The sequence below is a fragment of the Streptomyces sp. NPDC017979 genome, assembly GCF_044328175.1.
Taxonomy (GTDB): domain Bacteria; phylum Actinomycetota; class Actinomycetes; order Streptomycetales; family Streptomycetaceae; genus Streptomyces.
Genome location: NZ_JBIRGU010000011.1, coordinates 156,170 through 179,968 on the forward strand (window position 1 = coordinate 156,170; position 23,799 = coordinate 179,968).

General features: G+C 70.7%; 19 protein-coding genes. 11 read left to right on the plus strand and 8 right to left on the minus strand.

Annotated elements, in window-relative coordinates; translation table 11 throughout:
• Window positions 1-77: 77 nt before the first annotated feature.
• Window positions 78-3,197, plus strand: a complete 3,120-nt coding sequence (locus tag ACH4E8_RS26005) for a DEAD/DEAH box helicase (RefSeq protein WP_398452273.1) — start codon at window positions 78-80, stop codon at window positions 3,195-3,197.
• 23 nt (window positions 3,198-3,220) lie between these two features.
• Here the strand turns inward: ACH4E8_RS26005 and ACH4E8_RS26010 are convergent, their stop codons facing one another.
• Window positions 3,221-4,201: a hypothetical protein gene (locus tag ACH4E8_RS26010; RefSeq protein WP_398452276.1), complete on the minus strand. Its 981-nt coding sequence runs from the start codon at window positions 4,199-4,201 to the stop codon at window positions 3,221-3,223.
• Window positions 4,198-6,483, minus strand: a complete 2,286-nt coding sequence (locus tag ACH4E8_RS26015) for a tetratricopeptide repeat protein (protein ID WP_398452279.1) — start codon at window positions 6,481-6,483, stop codon at window positions 4,198-4,200. Before ACH4E8_RS26015 ends, ACH4E8_RS26010 begins: the two co-directional genes overlap by 4 nt.
• 392 nt (window positions 6,484-6,875) lie before the next feature.
• Here ACH4E8_RS26015 and ACH4E8_RS26020 point away from each other — a divergent pair, with 392 nt between their 5' ends.
• Entirely contained in the window at window positions 6,876-7,793 is a 918-nt protein-coding gene (locus tag ACH4E8_RS26020; protein ID WP_398452282.1) for a pseudouridine synthase, read from the plus strand.
• On the opposite strand, the gene ACH4E8_RS26025 is transcribed toward ACH4E8_RS26020, so the two are convergent.
• Both ACH4E8_RS26025 and ACH4E8_RS26030 read right to left on the minus strand, forming a co-directional pair.
• Complete coding sequence (locus ACH4E8_RS26025) at window positions 7,778-8,407, minus strand: MBL fold metallo-hydrolase (protein WP_398452285.1); 630 nt, start codon at window positions 8,405-8,407, stop codon at window positions 7,778-7,780. The genes ACH4E8_RS26020 and ACH4E8_RS26025 overlap by 16 nt on opposite strands.
• Window positions 8,404-9,492 (minus strand): S-(hydroxymethyl)mycothiol dehydrogenase, encoded by a 1,089-nt coding sequence (locus ACH4E8_RS26030; RefSeq protein WP_398452560.1) that lies wholly within the window; start codon window positions 9,490-9,492, stop codon window positions 8,404-8,406. The genes ACH4E8_RS26025 and ACH4E8_RS26030 overlap by 4 nt, the downstream gene beginning before the upstream one ends.
• A gap of 303 nt (window positions 9,493-9,795) precedes the next feature.
• Here ACH4E8_RS26030 and phsA point away from each other — a divergent pair, with 303 nt between their 5' ends.
• On the plus strand, window positions 9,796-11,706 hold the full coding sequence (phsA, locus tag ACH4E8_RS26035) for an O-aminophenol oxidase PhsA (protein WP_398452287.1): 1,911 nt from the start codon (window positions 9,796-9,798) through the stop codon (window positions 11,704-11,706).
• Between the two features lie 117 nt (window positions 11,707-11,823).
• Here the strand turns inward: phsA and ACH4E8_RS26040 are convergent, their stop codons facing one another.
• Window positions 11,824-13,296: an amino acid permease gene (locus ACH4E8_RS26040; protein WP_398452289.1), complete on the minus strand. Its 1,473-nt coding sequence runs from the start codon at window positions 13,294-13,296 to the stop codon at window positions 11,824-11,826.
• Window positions 13,297-13,642: 346 nt separating this feature from the next.
• A complete protein-coding gene (locus ACH4E8_RS26045) occupies window positions 13,643-14,368 on the minus strand; it encodes a FadR/GntR family transcriptional regulator (RefSeq protein ID WP_398452291.1) in 726 nt (241 codons plus the stop codon).
• A gap of 155 nt (window positions 14,369-14,523) precedes the next feature.
• On the opposite strand from ACH4E8_RS26045, the gene ACH4E8_RS26050 reads away from it, so the two are divergent.
• Complete coding sequence (locus ACH4E8_RS26050; protein WP_398452294.1) at window positions 14,524-15,033, plus strand: gluconokinase; 510 nt, start codon at window positions 14,524-14,526, stop codon at window positions 15,031-15,033.
• Between the two features lie 78 nt (window positions 15,034-15,111).
• A complete protein-coding gene (locus ACH4E8_RS26055) occupies window positions 15,112-16,509 on the plus strand; it encodes a gluconate:H+ symporter (RefSeq protein ID WP_398452297.1) in 1,398 nt (465 codons plus the stop codon).
• 97 nt (window positions 16,510-16,606) lie between these two features.
• Here ACH4E8_RS26055 and ACH4E8_RS26060 read toward each other — a convergent pair whose 3' ends face one another.
• Window positions 16,607-18,262 carry an FAD-binding dehydrogenase gene (locus ACH4E8_RS26060; protein ID WP_398452300.1) on the minus strand — a complete coding sequence of 552 codons (1,656 nt, stop codon included), beginning with the start codon at window positions 18,260-18,262 and terminating at the stop codon, window positions 16,607-16,609.
• 96 nt (window positions 18,263-18,358) lie between these two features.
• Between ACH4E8_RS26060 and ACH4E8_RS26065 the strand changes: the two genes are divergently transcribed.
• The 5 genes from ACH4E8_RS26065 (at window position 18,359) to ACH4E8_RS26085 (ending at window position 22,126) form a co-directional block, all read left to right on the plus strand.
• Window positions 18,359-18,910 carry an NUDIX domain-containing protein gene (locus ACH4E8_RS26065; protein ID WP_398452302.1) on the plus strand — a complete coding sequence of 184 codons (552 nt, stop codon included), beginning with the start codon at window positions 18,359-18,361 and terminating at the stop codon, window positions 18,908-18,910.
• Between the two features lie 34 nt (window positions 18,911-18,944).
• The gene (locus ACH4E8_RS26070; protein WP_398452305.1) at window positions 18,945-19,343 is read left to right on the plus strand and encodes a YidH family protein; all 399 of its coding nucleotides are present in this window, start codon (window positions 18,945-18,947) and stop codon (window positions 19,341-19,343) included.
• On the plus strand, window positions 19,340-19,672 hold the full coding sequence (locus ACH4E8_RS26075) for a DUF202 domain-containing protein (RefSeq protein ID WP_398452308.1): 333 nt from the start codon (window positions 19,340-19,342) through the stop codon (window positions 19,670-19,672). The genes ACH4E8_RS26070 and ACH4E8_RS26075 overlap by 4 nt, the downstream gene beginning before the upstream one ends.
• A 115-nt stretch (window positions 19,673-19,787) precedes the next feature.
• Complete coding sequence (locus ACH4E8_RS26080; protein ID WP_398452311.1) at window positions 19,788-20,810, plus strand: phosphotransferase family protein; 1,023 nt, start codon at window positions 19,788-19,790, stop codon at window positions 20,808-20,810.
• A gap of 89 nt (window positions 20,811-20,899) precedes the next feature.
• A complete protein-coding gene (locus ACH4E8_RS26085; RefSeq protein ID WP_398452314.1) occupies window positions 20,900-22,126 on the plus strand; it encodes an acyl-CoA dehydrogenase family protein in 1,227 nt (408 codons plus the stop codon).
• A 323-nt stretch (window positions 22,127-22,449) separates the two neighbouring features.
• Here the strand turns inward: ACH4E8_RS26085 and ACH4E8_RS26090 are convergent, their stop codons facing one another.
• Entirely contained in the window at window positions 22,450-23,091 is a 642-nt protein-coding gene (locus ACH4E8_RS26090) for an NAD(P)-dependent oxidoreductase (RefSeq protein ID WP_398452317.1), read from the minus strand.
• A 59-nt stretch (window positions 23,092-23,150) separates the two neighbouring features.
• On the opposite strand from ACH4E8_RS26090, the gene ACH4E8_RS26095 reads away from it, so the two are divergent.
• The gene (locus ACH4E8_RS26095) at window positions 23,151-23,792 is read left to right on the plus strand and encodes a TetR/AcrR family transcriptional regulator (RefSeq protein ID WP_398452320.1); all 642 of its coding nucleotides are present in this window, start codon (window positions 23,151-23,153) and stop codon (window positions 23,790-23,792) included.
• Window positions 23,793-23,799: the final 7 nt, after the last annotated feature.

The window sequence follows — 23,799 nt, forward strand, 5'->3', positions numbered from 1 at the left end:
GCTACGCTACCGCGGGCCCGATACATATCGCCAGATCCGCACAGACGTACGAACACCGGGGAAGGGAAGCACTCCTGATGGACGAGAGGAAGCTCCACGGCCTCTTCATCGGCATCGACAACTACACCTCTCCGGATATCCGACCACTCAACTTCGCAAAACGAGATGCCAGAGTCCTGCATGCCCTATTCCTTGACAATTTCGAAGGAAAGGCGAGCCTACTGCTGGACGCGGAGGCAACCAAGGCCAGATTGCTGACAGAAATGGGACAACTGGCCAAGCAGAGCTCCGACGACGACATCGTCGTCATCAGCTTTTCGGGCCACGGGACCGCGAGCCATGAGCTGGCCACGAGCGACACCGACCGCGACGACCCGACCAGCACGGCAGTTCACCTCGAAGCCTTCGTCGAACAGCTCAACGACATTCGGGCATCCATCCTGCTGGTCATTCTCGATTGCTGTTTCGCCGGCGGCGCCGTCGCCAAGGTGCTGCAACGCCCCGCTTCCGACGGCGTGGCGCGCAGCTTGACCAAGCCCGTGGCGCAATTGCTGAAGCAGGTCTCCGGCCGGGGCAGAGTCGTCCTGGCGGCAGCGACCAAGGACCAGGAGGCGTACGAGCGCCCCCCGCTGCGTCACGGCTTGCTGACGTACCACGTACTCGCCGGCTTGCTCGGGGATCCTGAAGTGGTGGTGAACGGCGACCGCGTCCCCCTCCTCAGACTCGCCGATGTCGTCTCGCGCCGGGTGAGTTCGGACAGGTCACGGCCTTTTCAGCTACAGAACGCCGTGGTGGCAAGCCATGTGGACGGTGGTGAACTTCCCGTCCTGACCCCCGGAGCTGGCTTCGAAAGAGCCGGCGGCGGTCCCGCCATCCCCCCAGCGACGCACGCCTTCCCCAGCCTGGCCCCCTTCGGGGTCCCCGATTCCGCCATCGCCCTGTGGCAAGACGAGTTCACAAGGTTGAACTCCCTCCAGGTCGCGGCCGTCAACGACGGTGGGCTCCTCACCGACGTCAACGTCCTTGTCAGCGCACCCACCTCGTCCGGCAAAACGCTCGTCGGGGAACTCGCGGCGTTGCGCGCCTACGCACAGGGCCGACGGACGGTGATCCTCCTGCCGACCAGGGCCCTGGTCAACGAGCAGTACGAACGACTCGTCCAGCGCTACGCCGTCGGCGGAGCCAAGGTGATCCGCGCCACCGGTGAGCTCCGTGATCACCTTCCGGCGCTGTTCTCGGGCAAATACGACCTGGCTGTACTCACCTACGAGAAGTACATCGGCCTGCTGTTCGTCCAACCCCGGCTCCTCCGCCATGCGGGCATGCTGGTCGTTGACGAGATCCAGTCCCTCTTCGTGAGCGGTCGCGGCCCCCTCCTGGAGATCCTGTTCACTTGGCTCAAGATGCGCCGGAGCCATGAGGACACCCCGCAGATCGTCGGGCTGTCCGCGGTCCTCGGAGGCGCGCAGGCCCTCGCGACCTGGCTCGGCGCCCGACCGGTCACCTCCGTCGAGCGCGCCGTCCCCCTGTACGAGGGCGTGATCGATGCCACGGGCCGCTTCCGCTACGTCGACCACCAAGGCGTAGAGGGTTTCGAGCAGTTGTTCTCTCCCACGGATCTCACGCCTGCCGCAGAGGACGAAGCCGAGGACGACGTGGAGGTCATCCGGGTGGTGCAAGCCCTGGTGGGCCGGGGACATCGCGTACTCGTATTCCGCAACACCCGTGCGCTCGCTCGAACGCTCGCACTCAAACTCGCAACCACCCTCGGTCTCCCTCCGGTCGACGGGGCGTGTGCGGCCCTTGACGAACGGGAGAGCAGCCGGTCCGTCGACGCACTGCGCGCGTGCCTGGTCGGAGGCACGGCCTTCCACACCTCCGACCTCGACGACGAGGAACGACGGTTGGTCGAGCAGACGTTCCGAGCGCGGGACGACGGACTGCACGTGGTCGTCGCCACCACGACGCTTGCCCAGGGCGTCAACCTACCGGCGGACTCGGTGGTCATCACCGAACTGCTGCACCCGGGTGGAGAGCGCTACAAGGTCTCCGAATACCGGAACATGGCGGGCCGGGCGGGCCGTACCGGCCTCGCGGGACACGGGCGTTCCGTGATCGTCACGCACGGCTCATTGGAAGTCGACCGTCTTTGGCAGATGTATGTCACGGCGGAGCCGGAAGCGCATGCCTCGACGCTGCTGTCACCCGACGTCGACGCCCGTTCGGTCGTGCTCGCCGCCTTCGCGGGGCCGGGAGGAGGCCACGGGCCAACGACCGTCGCCGACGTCGAGCGCTTCCTCTCCTTCACGCTGGCCGCCTACCAACGACGCATGTCCGGTCAGCCCGACGCCTTCCCAGCAGGTTTCATCCCGAACGCCATCGACCGGCTGCTGGCCGCAGGGCTACTCAAGGCAGTTGGGGCCGGGCACGCCCTCACCGGCCTCGGGGAAATCGCGGTCAAGTCGGGGCTGTCCGTGGACTCCGTGACCCAACTCGCCGAGGTACTGGCCGCCGTGGCGCCGGACGCCATGAACCAGATGACGCTCATCGGTACGGCGCAGTTGGTGAAGGAGCTCGACGACACGCGCTTCGTACGCATGAACACGCATTCGACCAAGGCGAACACCCACCTCGTCCAATGCCTGACCCAGCAGAAGATCGCCGATCCCGTGCTGAAGCAGCTGATGGACGCACAGGACAGGTCGGGGTCCGGAGCCGGACGTGCGCGACGCGCACTCGCCAGCCAGCTCTGGGCGTACGGGATGTCGACCTCCGCCATCGAACGGAGCATCACCCATCCTCTCCGGGGCTCCGTCTCCATGCCCGTGCGGCAAGCCGCCCGCCGCACCACGGACGTGATCCAAACCGTGATCGACGTCCTGCGCGAGGTCAGTCCCGAGAACGAGCCCCTGGATCTGGCCGAAAGGCTTCCTGTAGCGCTTGAACTGGGCATCAGGACGGCCTTCGTTCCCGTTGCCGTGCACTTGCCGATCTCTCCCGACCGGCGCTGGTTCTCCCGCCTGTTCGACAGCGAAGTACGAACCGCCTCTGCCATCGCCCAAGCGGAGGAGGAGGTCCTGCTCGCCTGTGTCGGCGGCGACGCGGAGAACGCCGCAATCCTAAGAACAGCCGCCGTCGCCGCGCAGACGGAGGAAGAGCAGATGTCCGCGGCCCATCTCCCTGCTCCGGTCGACTGAGTTCGTCCGCCCTCGCCTCCCGATCACGTCCACGTCAGCCCATAGGAACGGTCCCGACGCAGACGGGAGAAGCTGACTCGTACGGATCCTGACGCGTCGGGTTGAGCGCGAGGCCGTCGGAGCGTGGGGTCCGCTACTTCCAGAGGGAGTTCGTCGGCTAGGACCCGAACGTGGGCGGGGACCCTGGTCGGACCGAACCGTACCGTCAGTATGAACGCGTCGCAGGCATGCTGGGGCGTGCATACGTAGAAGGGGCCCATCTGCGGCCCCGGATAGAAGCGGAAGGTCACCCGGTGCCCTTCGCCCTGCCGAAGCGGTCGGGGCAGCCGGACGGAGGTGCCGACCCGGGTTGCTGACAGTCGTTCGTACGGCCTCTGCACGCTGCCGCCCCGGATCACCTCCGGCTTGAGCGCTGGGGGCATGGGCGACGTAGTATGCACGGTTCCTGGATCGCCTTGGGGATAGGAGTGCGACAGGGACATTTCCCCGAGCGCCGTCACCCCACTGACCACGTGTCTTTCCTCGATCACCTCGGGAACGTCCCGATCGAGCAGGAGCAGCACTCTCAGAGACGTGGTGGTCCAAGGCGACTCACCGTCGTCCGCCGACTCCGTGCCCGTGCAATCGCCTGGCCCTGCCGCAGCTAGGGCTTCCTCGGCGAGTCGCTCCAGGGCAACGTCGACGTAACGTCGGGCGGTGCGCGGGTCTCGGTCGAGTACGGCGGCGGCGCGGGTGAGCCGCGTGCCAAAGCGCCCACTCTCCGCGCCTTCCAGGGCGAGGGCGAGCCGACTGAGCTGCGCCAAGTCATCGGGGAGGACACCGGTCAGCTCGGCCAGGCGCCGCTTGACCTTGCCGCGCTGTACGACCGGGTCCTCGCCCTCGTGGACCCCGGCGACATGGCGAAGGGCACCTCCGATCCGTGCCGAGGCCAGGGCATCCTCCACTCCGAAGCCCTTGCGGAGGCACTTCAACTCCCGGAGGAGGTCCGCCACGCTGATGTTCATGCGTTCCCTTCAGGATCATCGGGGATCGAGCACGAGGCTCGGTAGCGCGCCTCGCCCACCATGCGAGGCTCGAACCGGTCGTACTGTTCATCTGCCCTCGCCCAGTGGCGAGCGGCTTCGGGGTGACGCCCGCAGACGGCATGGACGTTGCCGATGCCGGTGACCGCACGCGCGTTCTCGTACCGGCTGCCGCAGCCCTCCGCAAGCACGGCGGCGCGTTCGTACCAGGCGAGGGCGCCCGTGTGATCCCCGGAGCACAAGCGAGCCCAAGCAACACAGTTCATCGACATGACGACGTCCAGCTTGAGATCCAGGCGGACGAACTCCTTGCACGCCCGTTCCGCGTGGCGGACCGCATCCGCGTACCGGCGGAGTTCAGTCTCGGCCAAGGCGATCCCCCGCAGGGTGATGGCAGCGTTGCGGACGTTGCCGGCTTCGCGGTAGGCGTCGTGCACGTACGTCAGATCCCGCAGGGCCCCTTGGTGGTCCCCCAGGTAGAGGGCGGCCCAGGCCAAGTTGGAGGTGGCGTTCGTGACGCCGTGCGAGTCGGAGAGCTCCCGAAAGAGTTCCAGGGCCTGCCTGCAATTCTCCACGGCACTGCGCAGGTCACCGCGGTCCGCGTGGGCAATGCCCAGGTTGTTGAGCGTGAGCGCCAGTCCCAGCCGGTCCCCTGACTCCCCCGCCGCCTCGACGGCCCGCTGGTGAGTGTCAATCCACGGGTCCCACAGCTTGGCCACGAAGAAGAACTCCCTCAGGAGGAAGGCGAGCTGCCAGCACTGCCGGTACAGTCCCCGGTCCGCAGCCAGGTGGCACAACTGCACCAAGGTGGGCCATTCTCGGTCGATCCAGGAGTGCGCAGACTGGTAGTCAGGGAACGGCTCCACCGTCGAAGGCGAGGAGAGCAGAGTCAGCGGGACACGGTAGCGCTGCGGCGCCAGGAACTCGTCCGTCGCCTCCGCGAGTAGCAGGCTGTGGTCGAGGAGACGCCCAACGGCGGCGGACTGATCGCCGCCCGCCACTTCCGCCAGCACGTGCACCCTGGCGAACTCCCGCACCAGGTCGTGGATTCGTACGTGCCCCGTACTCTCGGCTGCGACGAGGTGGGCGTCCTCTAGACGGTCGATGACGCTCCGAGCCCCCGGCATGTCGAGGCCCGCCAGAGCCGCGATGCTCCACGGCTCGATGGGGCGGCCCGGGTGCAGGGCCAGCAGGCCGAACACCCGGCGCTGGGTCTCCGTGAGGCCGCGGCAAGAGAGGCTGAACGCTGCGGCCACGCTGCGTTCGCCGTCGTCCAGAACCGTGAGCCGGGAGGTCTCGTCGGCCAACCGGGAGTCGAACTCTGCCAGGGTCCACGCCCCCGTCCCCCTGAAGCGGGCTGCTGCGATGCGAATCGCGAGTGGCAGCAGTTCGCAGCGGGTGACGACGCGACGGACCACGAAGTCGTTCGCGTCCTGCGCGGACGGTCCGGCAACGGATTGGAAGAGACCCACGGCGTCATCGACGGACAGCCTTCCGACCGGCACGCGGACCGCGTCGTCCAAGGCGTTCATCCGGTTGCGGCTAGTGATCATCACACGACACCTCGGTTCGGGTGGGAACAGCACGGCAACTTGGTTCGTGGTGTCAACGTTGTCCAGGACCAGCAGGAGCCTCGCGCCCTGGACCCTTGTCCGGTAGAGGTTGAGACGGGCATCGAGCGTCGAGGGGATGCGCTCGGCCGGGACCTTCAACAGCCTGAGCAGGGTGGCAAGCGCTTCGTAGACGACCGCTTCGCCCGCACCCTCGGCCAAGTCCACCACGCCGCCTCCCGGTGGGCGTCCGAGGTCGAGGAAGAAGCAGCCGTCCGGGAAGGCATTCACGGCGTCCCGGGACGCCCGCACGGCGAGCGCCGTCTTCCCAGCTCCTGCCAAGCCGCTCAATGCGCAGACCGTTCGAGGACCGTCTCCGTGCAGGAAGGCCGAGATACGCTCCAGTTCCCGCCGCCGTCCGGTGAACAGCGGTGTCACGGTGGGAAGCCCGACGATCCGCCCGTCCTGATCACCCCGTCGCGCCTTCGCCGTCCGGCGCTCCGTTTTCAGGAGGGCCGCCAGGTCCCCGTCCGCCTTCAACTCCCGGTCACAAGCGCGGGCGAAGGACACGCTGCCGGCCGCCACACCCGTCTCCACTTTGCTGAGGTATCCCTTGCTGTAGTGGATACGGCGGGCGAGTTCGGAGAGCGTCAGGCCGGCGGCCACGCGGAGTCGGCGCAGTTCATCGCCAAAGCGGGGGGCACGCTGTTCCATTCGGTCATGGTGCCCGTCGGCCCAGCGGCCCACCGAAGAATCAGCCGACCACGGCGATCGACTTTTCTGGCAATTACGAATAAATCGACGTTCGATTGGTGATGTGTATGCACGAATGATGCATCTCCTTGTGCTCACGGACGACGGGCACGTGGCTCTCCGTGCGTCACGCCGTCACGGGGCTGCTCTCGATGAGCGGCATCCCCTGGACATGAACAGCCTCGCGCTGTTCGGACGTCGAGCGGAAGGGGTGCTCCGTTTCCAACCCCAAGAGGAAACGTGCAACCCCGTAGGACGTCGTAGCCCGGATGTCTCTCGTGGTGACCATCGCCCCGGCGCCCTCACGAGCCCGGCCCCCTCCAAACAAGAGCCCGCTCGGTAATGTCGCCGGGGTGAGACGGAGAAAGAGCCCACCTGCCGCCCCCCTGCCCCCGCGCGACGGGGTCGATCCCGTGCGGTTGCGGTTGCCCGAGGACCCGGATGGGGTGTGGGGGACGGTCGGGGAGTACCTGGGGGCGCGGTACGGGGAGGAGCGGGCTGCGGCGTTGTTCGCCGAGGGGGGCGTGGTGGGGGTTGAGGGGGGCGTGGACGGGGGTGATGCCTATGAGGCGGGGCGGTATCTGTGGTTTCACCGGGGGTTCGCGGACGAGGAACGGGTGCCGTTTGAGGTGGGGGTGGTGTGGCGGGACGAGCGGATCGTGGTCGTGGACAAGCCGCACTTCCTGGCCACCACGCCGCGCGGGCGGCACGTGCGGGAGACGGTGCAGGCGCGGTTGCGGCGGGAGTTGGGGCTGCCGGAGCTGCAGCCGGCGCACCGGTTGGACCGGCTGACGGCGGGGCTCGTGCTGTGCGTGGTGCACGCCCGGGACCGGGGGGCGTACCAGACGCTGTTCCGGGACCGGAGGGTGGAGAAGGAGTACGAGGGGGTGGCGGCGTACGACCCGGGGGTCGAGCTGCCGCGGACGGTGCGCAGCCGGATCGTGAAGGAGCGCGGGGTGCTCGCGGCCCGGGAGGTGGCCGGGGAGGCGAACAGCGAGAGTCGGATCGCGCTGGTGGAGCGGCGGGGCGGGCTCGGGCGGTACCGGTTGGCGCCGGTGACCGGGCGGACGCACCAGCTGCGGGTGCACATGAACGCGCTGGGGGTGCCGCTCCTGGACGACCCGCTGTATCCGGTCGTCCAGGAGCCGGCGCCGGACGACTACGCCCGGCCCCTCCAACTGCTCGCGCGCACGTTGGCGTTCACCGATCCGGTGAGCGGTGAACCGTTGCGCTTCGAGAGTCGGCTGCGGCTGGCTCAGTGGCCGCGCTGAATCCACTCGTCGAGGTGGGGCGCCTCGGCGGCGACGGTGGTGCCGTCGCCGTGGCCGGTGCGTACCTCGGTGGTCGGCGGGAGGGTCAGCAGCTTGCCGCGGATCGATTCGACGATCGTCGGGAAGTGGCTGAAGGAGCGGCCGGTGGCGCCCGGTCCGCCGGCGAAGAGGGTGTCGCCGGTGAAGACGGTGCCCAGGTCGGGCGCGTACAGGCAGACCGCGCCCGGGGCGTGCCCCGGGGTGTGCAGCACGGTCAGTTCCGTGCCGGCGACGGCGATCCGCTGACCGTCGGCGAGTTCGCCGTCGGGCGCGCGGTCGGGGTGGGTCAGCTTCCACAGCGGCAGGTCGTCGGGGTGCAGCAGGATCGGCGCGCCGGTGGCGGCGGCGAGCGCGGGGGCCGCGTCGATGTGGTCGTCGTGGGCGTGGGTGCACACGATCGCCCGCAGGGTGCGCCCGGCGAGCGCCGTCTCGATGGCGGCGGCGTCGTGGGCGGCGTCGATGACGATCGCCTCCTCGTCGTCGCCGACGATCCAGACGTTGTTGTCGACGTCCCAGGTGCCGCCGTCGAGGGAGAAGGTGCCGGAGGTGACCAGGTGGTCGATGCGCGCGCTCACAGGACCACGACCGAACGCAGCACGTCGCCCTCGTGCATCCGGGCGAACGCCTGCTCGACGTCGCCGAGGCCGATGGTCTCGGTGACGAACGCCCCGAGGTCGATGCGGCCCTGCTGGTGCAGGTCGATGAGCATCGGGAAGTCCCGGGAGGGCAGGCAGTCGCCGTACCAGGACGACTTCAGGGCGCCGCCGCGGCCGAAGACGTCGAGCAGCGGCAGCTCCAGCTTCATCTCGGGGGTGGGGACGCCGACGAGGACCACGGTGCCGGCGAGGTCGCGGGCGTAGAACGCCTGGCGGTACGTCTCGGGGCGGCCGACCGCCTCGATGACGACGTCCGCGCCGAAGCCGCCGGTCAGCTCGCGGATCGCCTCGACGGGGTCGGTGGAGCGGGAGTTGACGGTGTGGGTGGCGCCCATCGTCTTCGCCGTTTCGAGCTTGCGGTCGTCGATGTCGACGGCGATGATCCGGGCCGCGCCGGCGAGGCGGGCGCCCACGACGGCCGCGTCCCCGACGCCGCCGCAGCCGATGACGGCCACGGTGTCGCCGCGGGTGACGCCGCCGGTGTTGATGGCGGCGCCGATGCCGGCCATCACGCCGCAGCCGAGGAGGCCGGCGACGGACGGTGCGACGGCGGGGTCGACCTTGGTGCACTGGCCCGCGGCCACCAGGGTCTTCTCGGCGAAGGCGCCGATGCCGAGGGCGGGGCTCAGCTCCTTGCCGCTCTCGGCGAGGGTCATCTTCTGGCGGGCGTTGTGGGTGTCGAAGCAGTACCAGGGGCGGCCGCGCAGACAGGCCCGGCAGTGTCCGCACACGGCGCGCCAGTTGAGGACGACGAAGTCGCCGGGGGCCACGTCGGTGACGTCGGGTCCCACCGACTCCACCACGCCGGCCGCCTCGTGGCCGAGCAGGAAGGGGAAGTCGTCGTTGATGCCGCCCTGCTTGTAGTGCAGGTCCGTGTGGCAGACGCCGCACGCCTGCACCTTCACCACGGCCTCGCCCGGGCCGGGGTCGGGGACCACGATCGTCTCCACCCGCACCGGCTCGTCCTTGCCCGGTGCGATCACACCGAGGACCTGCTGGGACATCGACATCCGCCCTTCTTCGCGCTGGGGTTCCAGCACCACTATGGACCGTCGCGCGGGCGTGTCGCGGTGATGCGCACGCGCCGCACGGACTGACTGTACGGACCATCTACGGACGAGTGCGGACCGGGTGGGCAGGAGGTGCGGACCGGGGCCATCGGGTGCACTTCGGACGGCGAGCGAACGTTTCGCGCCACGTTTGGCGGAATCAGAAACTCCGGCAGAGGGCCACAAGTCATCTCCTGTGAGAGCAGTTCTCACCAAGAGCACGAGTTTCGTGAGAAGTCAGGAAACGGGGGATGGAACATGACGGAGACGATGGAGACCGTCGCGGCAGCGGTGGAGGAGGAGCTGCGGGAGGCGGCGGAAGCAGGCCGGGAGTTAACGCCGTTCGTGGACCCGCTGACCGTGCCGCGGGTGCTGCGCCCGGAGGTCACCGAGGTCACCCAGGAGGTCGAGGTCGCCCTGCGCCCCGCCTGGGTGCGATTGCACTCGGAGCTGCCGCCGACCCTGGTGTGGGGGTACGAGGGCGAGTTCCCCGGGCCGACGATCGAGGTGCGGCGCGGTCAGCGCGTCCGGATCGCCTGGACCAACCGCATTCCGCGCGGGAGCACGTACCCCGTCACCGCGGTGGAGGTGGCGCGCTCGGCGGGGCAGCCCCTCCCCCACAACCGGCCGGGGCGCGAGGGCGTCAAGCCCAGCGGGGACGTGGCGGCGCTGCCCGCCTGGTCGGTGACGCATCTGCACGGCGCGCAGACCGGCGGGGGGAACGACGGCTGGGCGGACAATTCCGTCGGCTTCGGCGACGCCCAACTGTCCGAGTATCCGAACGACCACCAGGCCGTCCACTGGTGGTACCACGACCACGCGATGCACATCACCCGGTTCAACGTGTACGCGGGCCTGGTCGGCACCTATCTGGTGCGGGACGACGAGGAGGACGCGCTCGGGCTGCCGTCCGGGGAGCGCGAGGTGCCGCTGGTCCTCGCCGACCGCAACCTCGACACCGACGACGACGGCCGGCTCAACGGCCGGCTGCTGCACAAGACCGTGATCGTCGTCCCCAGCCACCCGGAGACGGGCAGAGCCGTGACGACGCCCTTCGTCGGCCCGTACTCCACGGTGAACGGCACGATCTGGCCGCACCAGGAGGTGGCCCCCGACTGGTACCGCTTCCGGCTGCTGAACGCGTCGAACGCGCGCATCTACAACCTGGTCCTGGTCGACGAGGACGACCAGCCGGTGCCGGGCGTGGTGCACCAGATCGGCAGCGACGGCGGGCTGCTGCCCCGCCCGGTGCCGGTGGACTTCACGGCCGGGGCGCCGCTGTCGGTCGCGCCCGCCGAGCGGTTCGACCTGCTGGTGGACTTCCGGAAGCTGGCCGGGCGCCGGCTGCGGCTGGTGAACAAGGGGCGCAATCAGCCCCCGGGCGTCGCGGACCTGGCGGACAACATCCCGTATCCGCAGGTCATGGAGTTCCGGGTGGGCAAGCGCGGCGGGCGCCCCGGCGAGCTGCGGGGCGGGGCGGAGGCGCGGCCCGGGCCCGATGCGCGCGGCGGCTTCGTGCTGCCGAAGGTGCTCTCGGGCTCCTTCCGGCGGTACGACCACGACGGCCTGCACCACGGGCACCGGCTGGTGGTGCTCACCCCGCCCGCGACCGTCGGCGCGGGCGGGCACCCGGAGATGTGGGAGATGGTCGAGGTGCCGACCGTCGATCCGCACGTCCCGGCCACGGGCGTGATCCAGGTGCGGGGCTCGGATGGGGCCCTGAAGACGTACCGCAGGATCTCCCGCACCTTCAACGACGGCCTGGGCTTCACCGTCGGCGAGGGGACGTTCGAGCAGTGGTCCTTCCTCAACCTGGGCGCGCCGGTGCATCCGATGCACATCCACTTGGCGGACTTCCAGGTGCTGGCCCGGGAGTCGTACGAGGTCTCGGGCTTCGACCCGGCGCTCGGCGGCACCCGGGGTCCGGTGGCGCACGATGCGGGACGGCCCCGGGAGGTGCCGCCGAACGAGCGGGGCTGGAAGGACGTCTTCCAAGTCAGGTCGGCTGAGCTGGTGCGGGTGATGGGCCACTTCGACGGGGCGTACGGCCGGTTCATGTACCACTGCCATCTGCTGGAGCACGAGGACATGGGCATGATGCGGCCCTTCGTCGTGCTGCCGCCCGAGGTGCTGAAGTTCGACCACGGCGGCGGGCACGGCGGGCACTGACCGCTGCCCCGGATCCCGACGACGATCCCTGCCCGGATCCGGGCGGGGGCGACGAGCAGGGCCCGTGGAGTCCGCCGTCTCCACGGGCCCTGCTCGATCCGCCTCACGTACGCGGGCTCAGGATCCTTCACGCTCCGCGGCGATCGCGCGCACCCGGCCGCGGACCACGTACCATCCGCCGACCAGGGCCGCGGCGATCAGCGGCAGGAACATCACGGTGGTGCGGCCGACGCCGCCGCCCCACCACATCAGCACGACGACGCAGGCGAGGAAGCAGATCGTGACGATCTGGGTGTACGGGGCCCAGGGCAGCTGGTACGAGGGCCGGCTGAGCTTGCCCTCCTTCGCGCGGCGCCAGAACAGCAGGGAGCAGATCATGATCATGCTCCAGGTGCCGAGGATGCCGATGGAGGCGAAGTTGAGCACGATCTCGAACGCCTGGCCAGGCATGACGTAGTTGAGGCCAACGCCCGCGACGCCGAAGGCGGCGGTCAGCAGCACGCCTCCGTAGGGCACCTGGCCCTTGTTCATCCGGCTGGTGAAGCGGGGTGCGGAGCCGGCCATCGACATGGAGCGCAGGATGCGCGCGGTGGAGTACAGACCGGCGTTGAGGCTGGAGAGCGCGGCGGTGAGGACGACCAGGTTCATCACGCCGGCGGCGCCCGGGACGCCCAGCTTGTCCATCACGGTGACGAAGGGGCTCTCGTCGCCCGAGTAGGCGGTGTACGGCAGGAGCAGCGCCAGCAGCACGACCGAGCCGACGTAGAAGATGCCGACGCGCCACATGATCGAGTTGATGGCACGGGGCATGACCTTCGCCGGGTTGGCGGTCTCGCCGGCCGCGACGCCGCAGAGCTCGACGGAGGCGTAGGCGAAGACGACGCCCTGGATCACCAGCAGCATCGGGAGCATGCCGACGGGGAAGATGCCGTCGTTGTCGGCGACGGTGCCGAAGCCGGGCTGGTGACCGCCCACGTCCTGCTGGGTGACCAGCAGGAATATGCCGACGAGCATGAAGGCCAGCAGGGCCGCGACCTTGATGATCGCGAACCAGAACTCGGTTTCGCCGAAGTACTTCACCGAGATGAGGTTCGCGGCGAGGACGACCGCGAGGGCGATCAGCGCCAGGATCCACTGCGGGACGTCGCTGAACATCGACCAGAAGTGGGCGTAGGTCGCGGCGGCCGTGATGTCGGCCACACAGGTGGTGGACCAGTTCAGGAAGTACAGCCAGCCGGCCGTGTAGGCGCCCTTCTCGCCCATGAACTCACGGGCGTACGAGACGAAGGCACCGGACGAGGGCCGGTAGAGCACCAGTTCGCCGAGGGCGCGGACGACGAAGAAGGCGAAGACGCCGCAGACGGCGTAGGCGATCGCCAGGGAGGGGCCGGCTTCCGCGAGCCGGCCGCCGGCGCCGAGGAAGAGTCCCGTACCGATCGCACCACCGATGGCGATCATGTTGATGTGCCGGGACTTGAGGTCCTTGCTGTAACCGGCGTCTCCGGCGTCCACGTGCGTGGAGGTCTGAGGGGAGCCGGTCGCCGTGGCCCCGGGGTCCGCGTCCGCGGACGTGATGGTGCGATCACTCATGGGGGGTGGGGTTCGCCTTCGTGAGGGTGCGGGGGCTGGTCGCGCGCCGGGCCCTGACTGCCGATGGAGGGGGGCGCCAAGTACGCCTGGGCATGCGGCCCGACGACACTTCATCGACGCACGCCTGCGAACTTAGCTGTGTTCCAGGTCACTCAGCGATAGATCTGAGGTAGATCTGAGGTTGCGCACCTGTAAACCAAGGTGGCAGTAAATCACGATCTCACCGGCACGACCGACACCGCGAACCCGACCGACCCGCGCCGGAGCGGGGCGGCAGCGGGCGGTCGGGGACGGCGTCAGACCCGGGGCGGGGCGACGGCGTCAGGCCCGGGGCGGGGCGACGACGTCAGGCCCGGGGCGGGGCGACGACGTCGGGCGCCAGGACGTCCAGTTCGGCGAGGGCCCCGACCGCGATCTCCCGGGTGACGCGCTCGGCCCGCTCCGCGTCGCCCTCGCGCACCGCCTCGGCGACCTGTACGTGCAGGGTGACGGCCGCCGGGTCGGGGTCGTCGAACATGACCTGGTGCTGGGTGCGTCCGGTGAGGATCGCGGCCACCACGTCGCCCAGCCGCGCGAACATCTCGTTGCCCGAGGCGTTCAGCACGATCCGATGGAAGGCGACGTCGTGCCGCAGGTACGCGTCCAACTGCTGTCCGCGCGAGGTGGCGACCATGCCGAGGGCGCACTCGGTGAGTTCGGCGCACTGCGCCGCGGTGGCGTTGCGGGCCGCGAGTCCGGCCGCGACCGGCTCGACGGCGGAGCGCAGCACGGTCAGCGAGCGCAGTTGGCGGGGGCGGTCGGCGCCGGCCAGTCGCCAGCGGATGACCCGCGGGTCGTAGACGTTCCACTCCTCGATGGGGCGCACCGTCACGCCGACCCGGCGCCGGGACTCGACCAGCCGCATCGACTCCAGGACGCGGACGACCTCGCGCACCACCGTGCGCGAGACCTCGAAGCGCTGGGCGATCTCGTCGGTGCGCAACACGCTTCCCCGGGGGGACTCCCCCGCGGTGATCTCCAGGCCGAGGGTGTCCAGCACGTGCGTATGGAGGCCCTGGCCCGCTGTGGTCATGGGGTCAGCCTACGGGGCGAGGATCACACCCGATAAATATGACGTTTAGATCTCATCCTCTTGAATAAGTCATACCTAATGGGTTTCAGTGTCGCGACACCACTGTCAACACCGAGGTCGACACCGAGGTCGACGTCAGACAGCGAGGCACGTAGATGAGCACCCCACCCGTCGTCGTGGTGATGGGCGTGGCAGGGACCGGCAAGACCACGATCGGTCCCCTGCTCGCCGCGGCCCTCGGCGTCCCGTACGCCGAGGGCGACGACTTCCACCCGCCGGCCAACATCGCCAAGATGTCCGCCGGGACGCCGCTGGACGACGGGGACCGCTGGCCCTGGCTCGATGCGATCGGGCAGTGGGCGCACGGTCGGGCGGGGCTCGGCGGAGTGGTCTCCAGCTCCGCGCTGAAGCGCTCCTACCGGGACCGGCTGCGGGCCGCCGCGCCGGGCGCCGTCTTCCTCCACCTCGCCGGCGACCGGGAGCTCATCGAGCGCCGGATGGCCGAGCGCAAGGGGCACTTCATGCCGACCGCGCTGCTGGACTCGCAGTTCGCGACGCTCCAGCCGCTGGAGCCGGACGAGGCGGGCGTGGCCGTCGACGTGTCCGGCACGCCGCAGGAGATCACCGCGCGGGCGTTCGCCGCGCTGCGGTCCCTGGAGCGCTGACCGCGGGCCCGCCCGCCCTTCGCATCCACACCCCGTCCCCACCCCCGTAGATCCCCCGTACGTCTGTAAGGAACCACCGTGACCAGTCTCAGCGTCGAGACGCTGGCAGCGGACCCGCTGGCGCCGATCACCTCGGCCGGCAACGCCCAGCTCGGCATCGCCGTACTCGCCGGCATCGCCGTCATCGTGCTGCTCATCACCAAGTTCAAACTGCACGCCTTCCTGGCGCTGACCATCGGGTCGCTGGCGCTCGGGGCCTTCGCGGGCGCGCCGCTCGGCAAGGCCATCGAGTCCTTCTCCAAGGGCCTCGGCTCCACGGTCGCCGGCGTGGGCGTGCTCATCGCGCTCGGTGCGATCCTCGGCAAGCTCCTCGCCGACTCCGGCGGCGGTGACCAGATCGTCGACACCATCCTGGCCAGGGCCAAGGGCTCGACGATGCCGTGGGCGATGGTGCTGATCGCCTCGGTGATCGGCCTTCCGCTCTTCTTCGAGGTCGGCATCGTGCTGCTGATCCCGGTGGTGCTGATGGTCGCCAAGCGGGGCAACTACTCGCTGATGCGAATAGGCATCCCGGCGCTCGCCGGTCTGTCGGTGATGCACGGGCTGATCCCGCCGCACCCCGGTCCGCTGGTCGCGATCGACGCGCTCGACGCCAACCTGGGCGTCACGCTCGGCCTCGGCGTGCTGGTCTCCATCCCGACCGTGATCATCGCGGGTCCGGTCTTCGCCAAGTACGCGGCCCGCTGGGTGGACATCCCGGCGCCGGAGAAGATGATCCCGGCCCGGCCCTCCGAGGACCTGGACCGGCGTCCCGGCTTCGGCGCGACCGTCTTCACGGTGCTGCTGCCGGTCGTCCTGATGCTCTCGAACGCCCTCGTCGAGATCGTCGTCGACGACCCGTCGAACCCGGTGCAGAAGGTCACCGACGTGATCGGCTCGCCGCTGATCGCGCTGCTCGCCGCGGTGCTCGTCGGGCTCTTCACGCTGGGCCGCGCCGCGGGCTTCACCAAGGACCGGATCTCCACCACCGTCGAGAAGTCGCTCGCCCCGATCGCGGGCGTGCTGATGATCGTGGGCGCCGGCGGCGGCTTCAAGCAGACCCTGATCGACGTCGGCGTCGGACAGATGATCCTGGACTTCTCCGAGGACTGGGCGATTCCGACCCTGCTGCTGGCCTGGCTGATCGCGGTGGCGATCCGACTGGCCACCGGTTCGGCGACCGTGGCCACGATCTCCGCGGCCGGTCTGGTGGCGCCGCTGGCCGCCGGGATGTCGACGACCGAGTCGGCGCTGCTGGTGTTGGCGATCGGCGCGGGCTCGCTCTTCTTCAGCCACGTCAACGACGCCGGGTTCTGGCTGGTGAAGGAGTACTTCGGCATGAACGTCGGCCAGACGATCAAGACCTGGTCGGTGATGGAGACGATCATCTCGGTCGTCGGCATCGTCTTCATCCTGCTGCTGTCGCTGGTGCTGTAGGCGCGGGAGCCGGACTCGTCGGACGTCCCGCGGTGGGTGGCCCACCGCGGGACGTCGGCGTGTCGAACGGGATCCGGCCGGGCGCCGGCGGCCCCGCTCAGCCCACCGCCTTCGCCGCGGCCCGCCCCGCCGCGCGGCCCGAGAAGAGGCAGCCGCCGAGGAAGGTGCCCTCCAAGGAGCGGTAGCCGTGGACCCCGCCGCCGCCGAAGCCGGCCGCCTCGCCCGCCGCGTACAGACCGCTCACCGGGGTGCCGTCCTCGCCCAGCACCCGGGACGACAGGTCGGTCTCCAGGCCGCCGAGCGACTTGCGGGTGAGGATGTTGAGGCGGACCGCGATCAGCGGGCCCGCCGCCGGGTCGAGGATGCGGTGCGGCGCGGCCGTGCGGATCAGTCGGTCGCCGAGGTACTTGCGGGCCCCGCGCACCGCCGTCACCTGGAGGTCCTTGGTGAAGGGGTTGCGGATCTCGCGGTCCCTGGCCTCGATCTCCCGGCGTAGCTCCGCCTCCTCGATCAGCGGTTCCCCGGTGAGCGCGTTCATGCCGCGGACCAGCGCGGCGAGGTCCTTCTCGACGACGAAGTCCGCGCCGTGTTCCATGAAGGCCCGGACCGGCCCGGGCACGTCGGTGCGGGCGCGGTCGAGCACCCCGCGCACCGACTTCCCCGTCAGGTCCGGGTTCTGCTCGGAGCCGGAGAGCGCGAACTCCTTGCCGATGATCTTCTGGTCGAGCACGAACCAGGTGTGGTCGTACCCCGACTTCACGATGTGTTCGAGGGTGCCGAGGGTGTCGAAGCCGGGGAAGAGCGGGACGGGCAGCCGCCGGCCGCGCGCGTCCAGCCAGAGCGAGGAGGGCCCGGGCAGGATGCGGATGCCGTGCCGGGCCCAGATCGGGTTCCAGTTCTCGATGCCCTCGGTGTAGTGCCACATCCGGTCGCGGTTGACGTGGCTGGCGCCGGCGCGCTCGGCGATGCCGAGCATCAGTCCGTCGACGTGCGCCGGCACTCCGGAGAGGAGCTTGCGCGGCGGGGCGCCGAGGCGGCCGGGCCACTGGGCGCGGACCAGCTCGTGGTTGCCGCCGATGCCGCCCGATGCGACGACCACGGCCTGGGCGCGGAACTCGAAGGCGCCCACGACCTCCCGGCTGCTGGCCGCGCCGCGTTCGACGTCGGACGGCGCGAGCACCTCGCCGCTGACGGTGTCCAGGACGCCCCCGTTGGTGCCGAGGCCGGTCACCCGGTGCCGGAACGCCGGCCGGACCAGCCCGCGCGCCATGCCGTCGCGCACCCGCTGCTCGAAGGGGGCGACCAGACCGGGTCCGGTGCCCCAGGTGATGTGGAAGCGGGGCACCGAGTTGCCGTGTCCGGTGGCGTCGTAGCCGCCGCGCTCGGCCCAGCCGACGACGGGGAAGAACCGCACCCCCCGCTGGCGCAGCCAGGCCCGTTTCTCGCCCGCCGCGAAGTCGACGTACGCCGCGGCCCACTCGCGGGGCCAGCGGTCCTCCTCGCGGTCGAAGCCGGCGGTGCCCAGCCAGTCCTGGTACGCCAGGTCCCGGCTGTCCCGGATGCGCATGCGGCGCTGCTCGGGCGAGTCGACCAGGAACAGGCCCCCGAAGGACCAGTGGGCCTGACCGCCCATGGACCGTTCGGGCTCCTGGTCGATGAGGATGACCGTGCGCCCCGCGGCGACGAGTTCGGCGGTGGCCACCAGCCCCGCGAGCCCCGCACCGATCACGATCACGTCAGCGTCGTACGCCATGGATTCCACCCTTGTCCGATGTCGGTCCCGATCCTCTGTACGGCCCGGTAACAAGTCAACGGGTCGGGCGCCGCGCCCCGGTGGTGGAATGGGGAGATGAGCTCTGATCGGGAATGGATCGACGTCGTCGACGACTCGGACCGGGTCGTCGGGCAGACGACCCGGGGCGAGGCGTACGCCCGCGGGCTGTGCCACCGCGTCACGTTCGTGCTGGCGCGCGACGAGCGCGACCGGATCTTCGTCCACCGTCGGACGGCGACGAAGAAGGTGCACCCCGGGATGTACGACATGTTCGTCGGCGGTGTGGTGGGCGCCGGCGAGACCTACGACGACGCGGCGCTGCGGGAGGCGGAGGAGGAGTTGGGCGTCTCCGGGCTGCCCCGCCCGACCAGGCTGTTCACCTTCCGGTACGAGGGCGCCGACGGGCAGTCGTGGTGGTCGACGGTGTACGAGGTGCGCTGCGCGCTCCCGGTGCAGCCGCAGCAGGAGGAGGTGGACTGGTACGCCTTCCTGCCCGAGGAGGAGGTCGAGCGGCGGCTGACCGAATGGGCGTGGGCCCCGGACAGCCTGGCGGCCTGGCCGCGGCTGCGTCGCGCCACCCGCGAGGCGGGGAGCGCAAGGGGTTCGGGGGGTGGCGAGCACCACTGAGCCGCATGATCACCCCGCGAGTATCGTGCGAAAGATGAGGGACTTGGTGCGCAGCGTACGGATGTGGTTCGCGCCCGAACGGGTGCGGCAGGAGGGGACCACCCCCGACTACCGCTTCTCGCTCGCCAACGAGCGGACCTTCCTCGCCTGGCTGCGCACCGCCCTCGCACTGATCGCCGGTGGCTTCGCGGTGGACCAGTTCCTGCCGGACCTGGACTGGGCGGTACGGGCGGGGCTGGCGCTGGCGCTGTTGGCGACCGGTGTGGTGTGCGCGCTGCGGGCGGTGAACCACTGGGTGCGGTGCGAACGGGCCATGCGGCGCGGTGAGGACCTGCCGGTGTCCCGGCTGCCGGCGCTGCTCAGCACGGTGATCGCGCTGGTCGCGGTGGTGATGGTGGTCGTGGTGGTGTTCGGCTGGGAGGGCGGGCGGTGACGGCCGCGGCGAGCGGGCCGGGGCCGGAGCGCGATCCGGGGCTCCAGCCGGAGCGGACCCGGCTGGCCTGGCGTCGTACGACACTGGCGTTCACGGTGGTGGCCGTGCTGGCGGCCCGGCAGACCGCGCTCGGCGGCGCCGACCCGGTGGGGCTGCTGGGCCTCTTCCTCGCGCTGCTGGTGTGGCTGGCCTTCCTCGGGGTGGCGCAGCGGCGGATAAGGGTCCTGAAGGCGCAGGTGCGTCCGCCGGTGATGTCGCACCGCGGGGCGCTGGCAGCGGCGGGGTGCGCGGTGGCGCTCGCGGCGGCTGCGGTCGCGGTCGTCCGTTAGGCCCTCTCTTGCGGATCGGGCTCAACTCGCCCTGGCCGTGCCGACACTGGACGACATACCGACTGGTCGGTCATCATCGACGGGTCCTGTTGTTCCGCCCGTCGGAGGTGCCCAGATGAGCTCCGTCCCCCTGCCGGGACTCGACCCCGAGAAGCTGCGGAGCCTCCTCGACCGCGAGCGGCCGGGACTGGTGAGCGGCCCCCTCAGCGCCCGACTGATCGAGGGCGGCCGGTCGAACCTCACGTACGGGATCACCGACGGCGCCGGCCGCTGGGTCGTCCGCCGACCGCCGCTGGGCCACGTCCTCGCCACCGCGCACGACATGAAGCGCGAGCACCGGGTCATCAGCGCCCTGCACCCCACGGCGGTGCCCGTGCCGGAGCCGGTGGTGCTGTGCGAGGACGAGACGGTGCTCGGGGCGCCGTTCTACGTGATGGAGTACGTGCCGGGCATCCCGTACCGCACCGCCGACGAGCTCGCCGCGCTCGGCCCCGAGCGCACCCGCGCCACCGTTTTCGAGCTCGTCGACGTGTTGGTGGAGCTGCATTCGGTCGACCCCGCGGCCGTGGGGCTCGACGACTTCGGTAGCCCGGACGGCTTCCTGGACCGCCAGCTACGGCGGTGGGGCAAGCAGCTCGCCGCCTCCCGCAGCCGGGACCTGGCGGGCGTCGACGAGCTGCACGCCGGGCTCGGTCGGGCGCTGCCGCGCTCCCCGGCACCCGCCGTGGTGCACGGCGACTACCGCCTCGACAACGTCCTCGTCGGGCCCGACGACCGGATCCGGGCGGTGCTGGACTGGGAGATGTCCACCCTCGGCGATCCGCTCACCGACCTCGGACTGCTGGCGATGTACAGCGCGCAACTGCCGCTCGTGGACGCCCCGATCAGCACCGCCGCGGCCGCGCCGGGCCATCCTTCGGTCGACGAGATCGTGGCGCGCTACGCACGGCGCTCGGGCCGCGACGTCTCGGGCGTCTCCTGGTACACGGCGTTCGCGTGGTTCAAGCTCGCCGTGATCCTGGAGGGCATCCACTACCGCCACGCCCTCGGGCAGACCGTCGGCGCTGGCTTCGACCGGATCGGCGGACTCGTACCCGTCTTCATCGACCGCGGACTGACCGCGCTTCAGGACGACTGACCGCCCTCCAGGACGACTGACCACGACAGCTGACCGCGCTTCAGCTTCAGGACGACCGACTGACCGCCCTCCAGGAAGGCCGACGAGCCGTGGACTTCGCTTTCGACGCGCGCACCGAGGAGCTGCGGGAGCGCCTCCTCGCCTTCATGGCCGACCACGTGCACCCCGCCGAACCGATCGCGGAGGAGCAGCGCGCCGCGCTCGCCTCGCCGTGGCTGACGCCGCCGGTCGTCGCGGAGCTGAAGGCCGAGGCCCGTCGACAGGGGCTGTGGAACCTCTTCCTGCCGGACGGCGAGTCGGGCGCCAGGCTGGGCGCGGGGCTGACGAACCTCCAGTACGCACCGCTCGCGGAGATCACCGGCCGCAGCCCTGACCTCGCCCCGACCGCGCTGAACTGCGCGGCGCCGGACACCGGGAACATGGAAGTGCTGGCGCAGTTCGGCGATCCGGCGCAGCGCGAGCAGTGGTTGAAGCCGCTGCTGGCGGGCGAGATCCGGTCCGCGTTCGCGATGACCGAGCCGGAGGTGGCGTCCTCGGACGCGACGAACGTGCGCACCCGCATCGAGCGGGCCGGCGACGAGTACGTCATCAACGGCCGCAAGTGGTACATCTCCGGCGCGATGAACCCGAACTGCAAGGTGTTCGTCGTCATGGGCAAGACCGACCCGGACGCCGCCGACGTGCGCCGGCAGCAGTCGATGGTGCTGGTGCCCAGGGACACCCCGGGGGTGCACGTGGTCCGCGCCATGCGGGTGTACGGGTACGAGGACCATGCGCACGGCGGGCACGCCGAGGTCGTCTTCGACGACGTGCGCGTGCCGGTGGCGAACCTGATCGGCGAGGAGGGCGGCGGCTTCGCCATCGCGCAGGCACGGCTGGGACCGGGGCGCATCCACCACTGCATGCGGCTGATCGGGATGGCCGAGCGGGCGATCGAGCTGATGTGCCGGCGGGCTTCGTCCCGCACCGCCTTCGGGCAGTCGATCGCCGCGCAGGGCGTGGTGCAGGAGTGGATCGCCGACGCCCGGGTGACGGTCGAGCAGTTGCGGCTGCTGGTGCTGAAGACGGCGTGGCTGATGGACACCGTGGGCAACCGCGGGGCGCACACCGAGATCCAGGCGATCAAGATCGCGACGCCGCGGGCGGTGGTCGACGTGTTGGACCGGGCCGTGCAGATCCACGGCGCGGGCGGGGTGAGCCAGGACTTCCCGCTGGCGGAGCTGTGGGCGGCGGCGCGGACCCTGCGGCTGGCGGACGGCCCGGACGAGGTCCACCAGCGCTCCCTGGCCCGCCGCGAGCTGCGGCGGTACGCCTAGGCAGCGGCCGAGGCGACGGGGCGGGCGGGCTGGTGGCGCCTCCGCCCGCGCCCGGAGAGCCTCGCCCCCGGCGCGGCCCACCTCGTGGACGTACCGACCGTTTCCCCACGGGGTGTTGGTCTCTGCGGACCGGTGGTGGGCTTGTCGCGCAGTTCCTCCCCCGTGCCCGCAGGGCGCAGGGGGAGGAACTGCGCGAGGACCATCCACGGTCCGCAGTGGTCAACGCACCCGCAGGGCAACGGCGAGCACGTCAGGTGGCGCTGGAACCCCGTGCTCGCAGGGCACCGGGCGCGGAACTGCGCGAGAACCCAGGGCCGGGCGGGTCAGTTCGCGACGCCGAGGATCTGCTGGACCGTCTTGGGGTCGTCGACGGCCGCGAGGATCGCGTGGGCGAGGTCCGCCCTGCTCACCTCGTGCCCGCGGGAAACGGCGCCGCCGATCGTCGTGCGGTACGCACCCGTCCGCGGACCGTCCGTCAGCCGGGGCGGCCGCAGCAGCGTCCAGTCCGTGGCGCTGGCCCGGATCTCGCGCTCCATCACGCCCAGGTCCGCGTACACGTCCTTGAACACCCGGCCCACCAGCGGCCACACCACGGCGCGGTACAGCAGCCCCTCGCCCTCGGGCAGCGGGCCGACGGGGGCGGCGCTCACCGCGACGTAGCGCCGTACGCCCTCGGCGTCGAGCGCCTGGAGGATCGCGCGGGCGCCCGCGGACGCGATGCCCGCGGCCTTGTTGTTGGGGGCGCCGAGGGACGACAGCACCGCGTCGCAGCCCGCGACCGCAGGACGCAGCGCCGCCGCGTCGGTCACGTCGGCCACGACCGCCACCGTCAGCCGCTCGTGGTCCCGCTCGGGGAGCCGGTCCGGGTTGCGCACGACCGCCGTGACCTCGTGGCCCGCGTCCAGCGCCTGGCGCACGAGCTGCTGGCCGGTGCCGCCCGTGGCCCCGAAGACCGTGTACCGCACGTCGTACCTCCGATGACAGGGGTGGTGGGTAAGTACTCACTCACCTTTAGGATGGGTGAATGTCCGCTCCGAAGTCAACGCGCCCCACGCGCGAGCGGATCGTCGACGCCGCGGAGCACCTGCTGCGTTCGGTCGGTCTGGCCCGCACCACCACCAAGGAGATCGCCCGCGCGGCCGGCTGCTCGGAAGCGGCGCTCTACAAGCACTACCGGAGCAAGGAAGAGATCTACGTCCGGGTGCTCAAGGACCGGCTGCCCCGGCTCAATCCGCTGCTGGAGGAGCTCCACCGGGACCCCGGCACCCTCGGCGTGGAGCAGAACCTGATCCGCATCGCGGAGCACGCCGTCCTCTTCTACGAGCAGAGCCTGCCCATCACGGCGTCGCTCTTCGCCGAACCGGCGCTCAGGAAGCGGCACTTCGAGGGCGTCCGGGAGTTGGGCCAGGGCCCGCACGTGCCGCTCGTCGCCCTCGCGGGCTATCTGCGCGCCGAGCGCGACCGGGGCGCGCTGCGGCCGGACGCCGACCCGGACGCCGCGGCCGCCCTCCTCCTCGGCGCCTGCTCCCAACGCGCCTTCGTCTACGACGCGTCGGAGGGCATGCCGCCGCCGCAGCCGGTGGCGGAGTTCGCGGCCGGCCTCGCCCGGACCCTGCTCGGGGGGCTGCTCCCCCGGTCCGCGCCGGGCGCCGGGGCGACGGCGTAGCGCCGCG

Excerpts from the sequence above, each read along its gene's own strand:
- ACH4E8_RS26005 (WP_398452273.1), top strand. The coding sequence starts at position 78 with ATGGACGAGAGGAAGCTCCACGGCCTCTTCATCGGCATCGACAACTAC.
- ACH4E8_RS26010 (WP_398452276.1), bottom strand. The coding sequence starts at position 4,201 with ATGAACATCAGCGTGGCGGACCTCCTCCGGGAGTTGAAGTGCCTCCGC.
- ACH4E8_RS26015 (WP_398452279.1), bottom strand. The coding sequence starts at position 6,483 with ATGGAACAGCGTGCCCCCCGCTTTGGCGATGAACTGCGCCGACTCCGC.
- ACH4E8_RS26030 (WP_398452560.1), bottom strand. The coding sequence starts at position 9,492 with ATGTCCCAGCAGGTCCTCGGTGTGATCGCACCGGGCAAGGACGAGCCG.
- phsA (WP_398452287.1), top strand. The coding sequence starts at position 9,796 with ATGACGGAGACGATGGAGACCGTCGCGGCAGCGGTGGAGGAGGAGCTG.
- ACH4E8_RS26040 (WP_398452289.1), bottom strand. The coding sequence starts at position 13,296 with ATGAGTGATCGCACCATCACGTCCGCGGACGCGGACCCCGGGGCCACG.
- ACH4E8_RS26045 (WP_398452291.1), bottom strand. The coding sequence starts at position 14,368 with ATGACCACAGCGGGCCAGGGCCTCCATACGCACGTGCTGGACACCCTC.
- ACH4E8_RS26050 (WP_398452294.1), top strand. The coding sequence starts at position 14,524 with ATGAGCACCCCACCCGTCGTCGTGGTGATGGGCGTGGCAGGGACCGGC.
- ACH4E8_RS26060 (WP_398452300.1), bottom strand. The coding sequence starts at position 18,262 with ATGGCGTACGACGCTGACGTGATCGTGATCGGTGCGGGGCTCGCGGGG.
- ACH4E8_RS26065 (WP_398452302.1), top strand. The coding sequence starts at position 18,359 with ATGAGCTCTGATCGGGAATGGATCGACGTCGTCGACGACTCGGACCGG.
- ACH4E8_RS26070 (WP_398452305.1), top strand. The coding sequence starts at position 18,945 with ATGAGGGACTTGGTGCGCAGCGTACGGATGTGGTTCGCGCCCGAACGG.
- ACH4E8_RS26080 (WP_398452311.1), top strand. The coding sequence starts at position 19,788 with ATGAGCTCCGTCCCCCTGCCGGGACTCGACCCCGAGAAGCTGCGGAGC.
- ACH4E8_RS26095 (WP_398452320.1), top strand. The coding sequence starts at position 23,151 with ATGTCCGCTCCGAAGTCAACGCGCCCCACGCGCGAGCGGATCGTCGAC.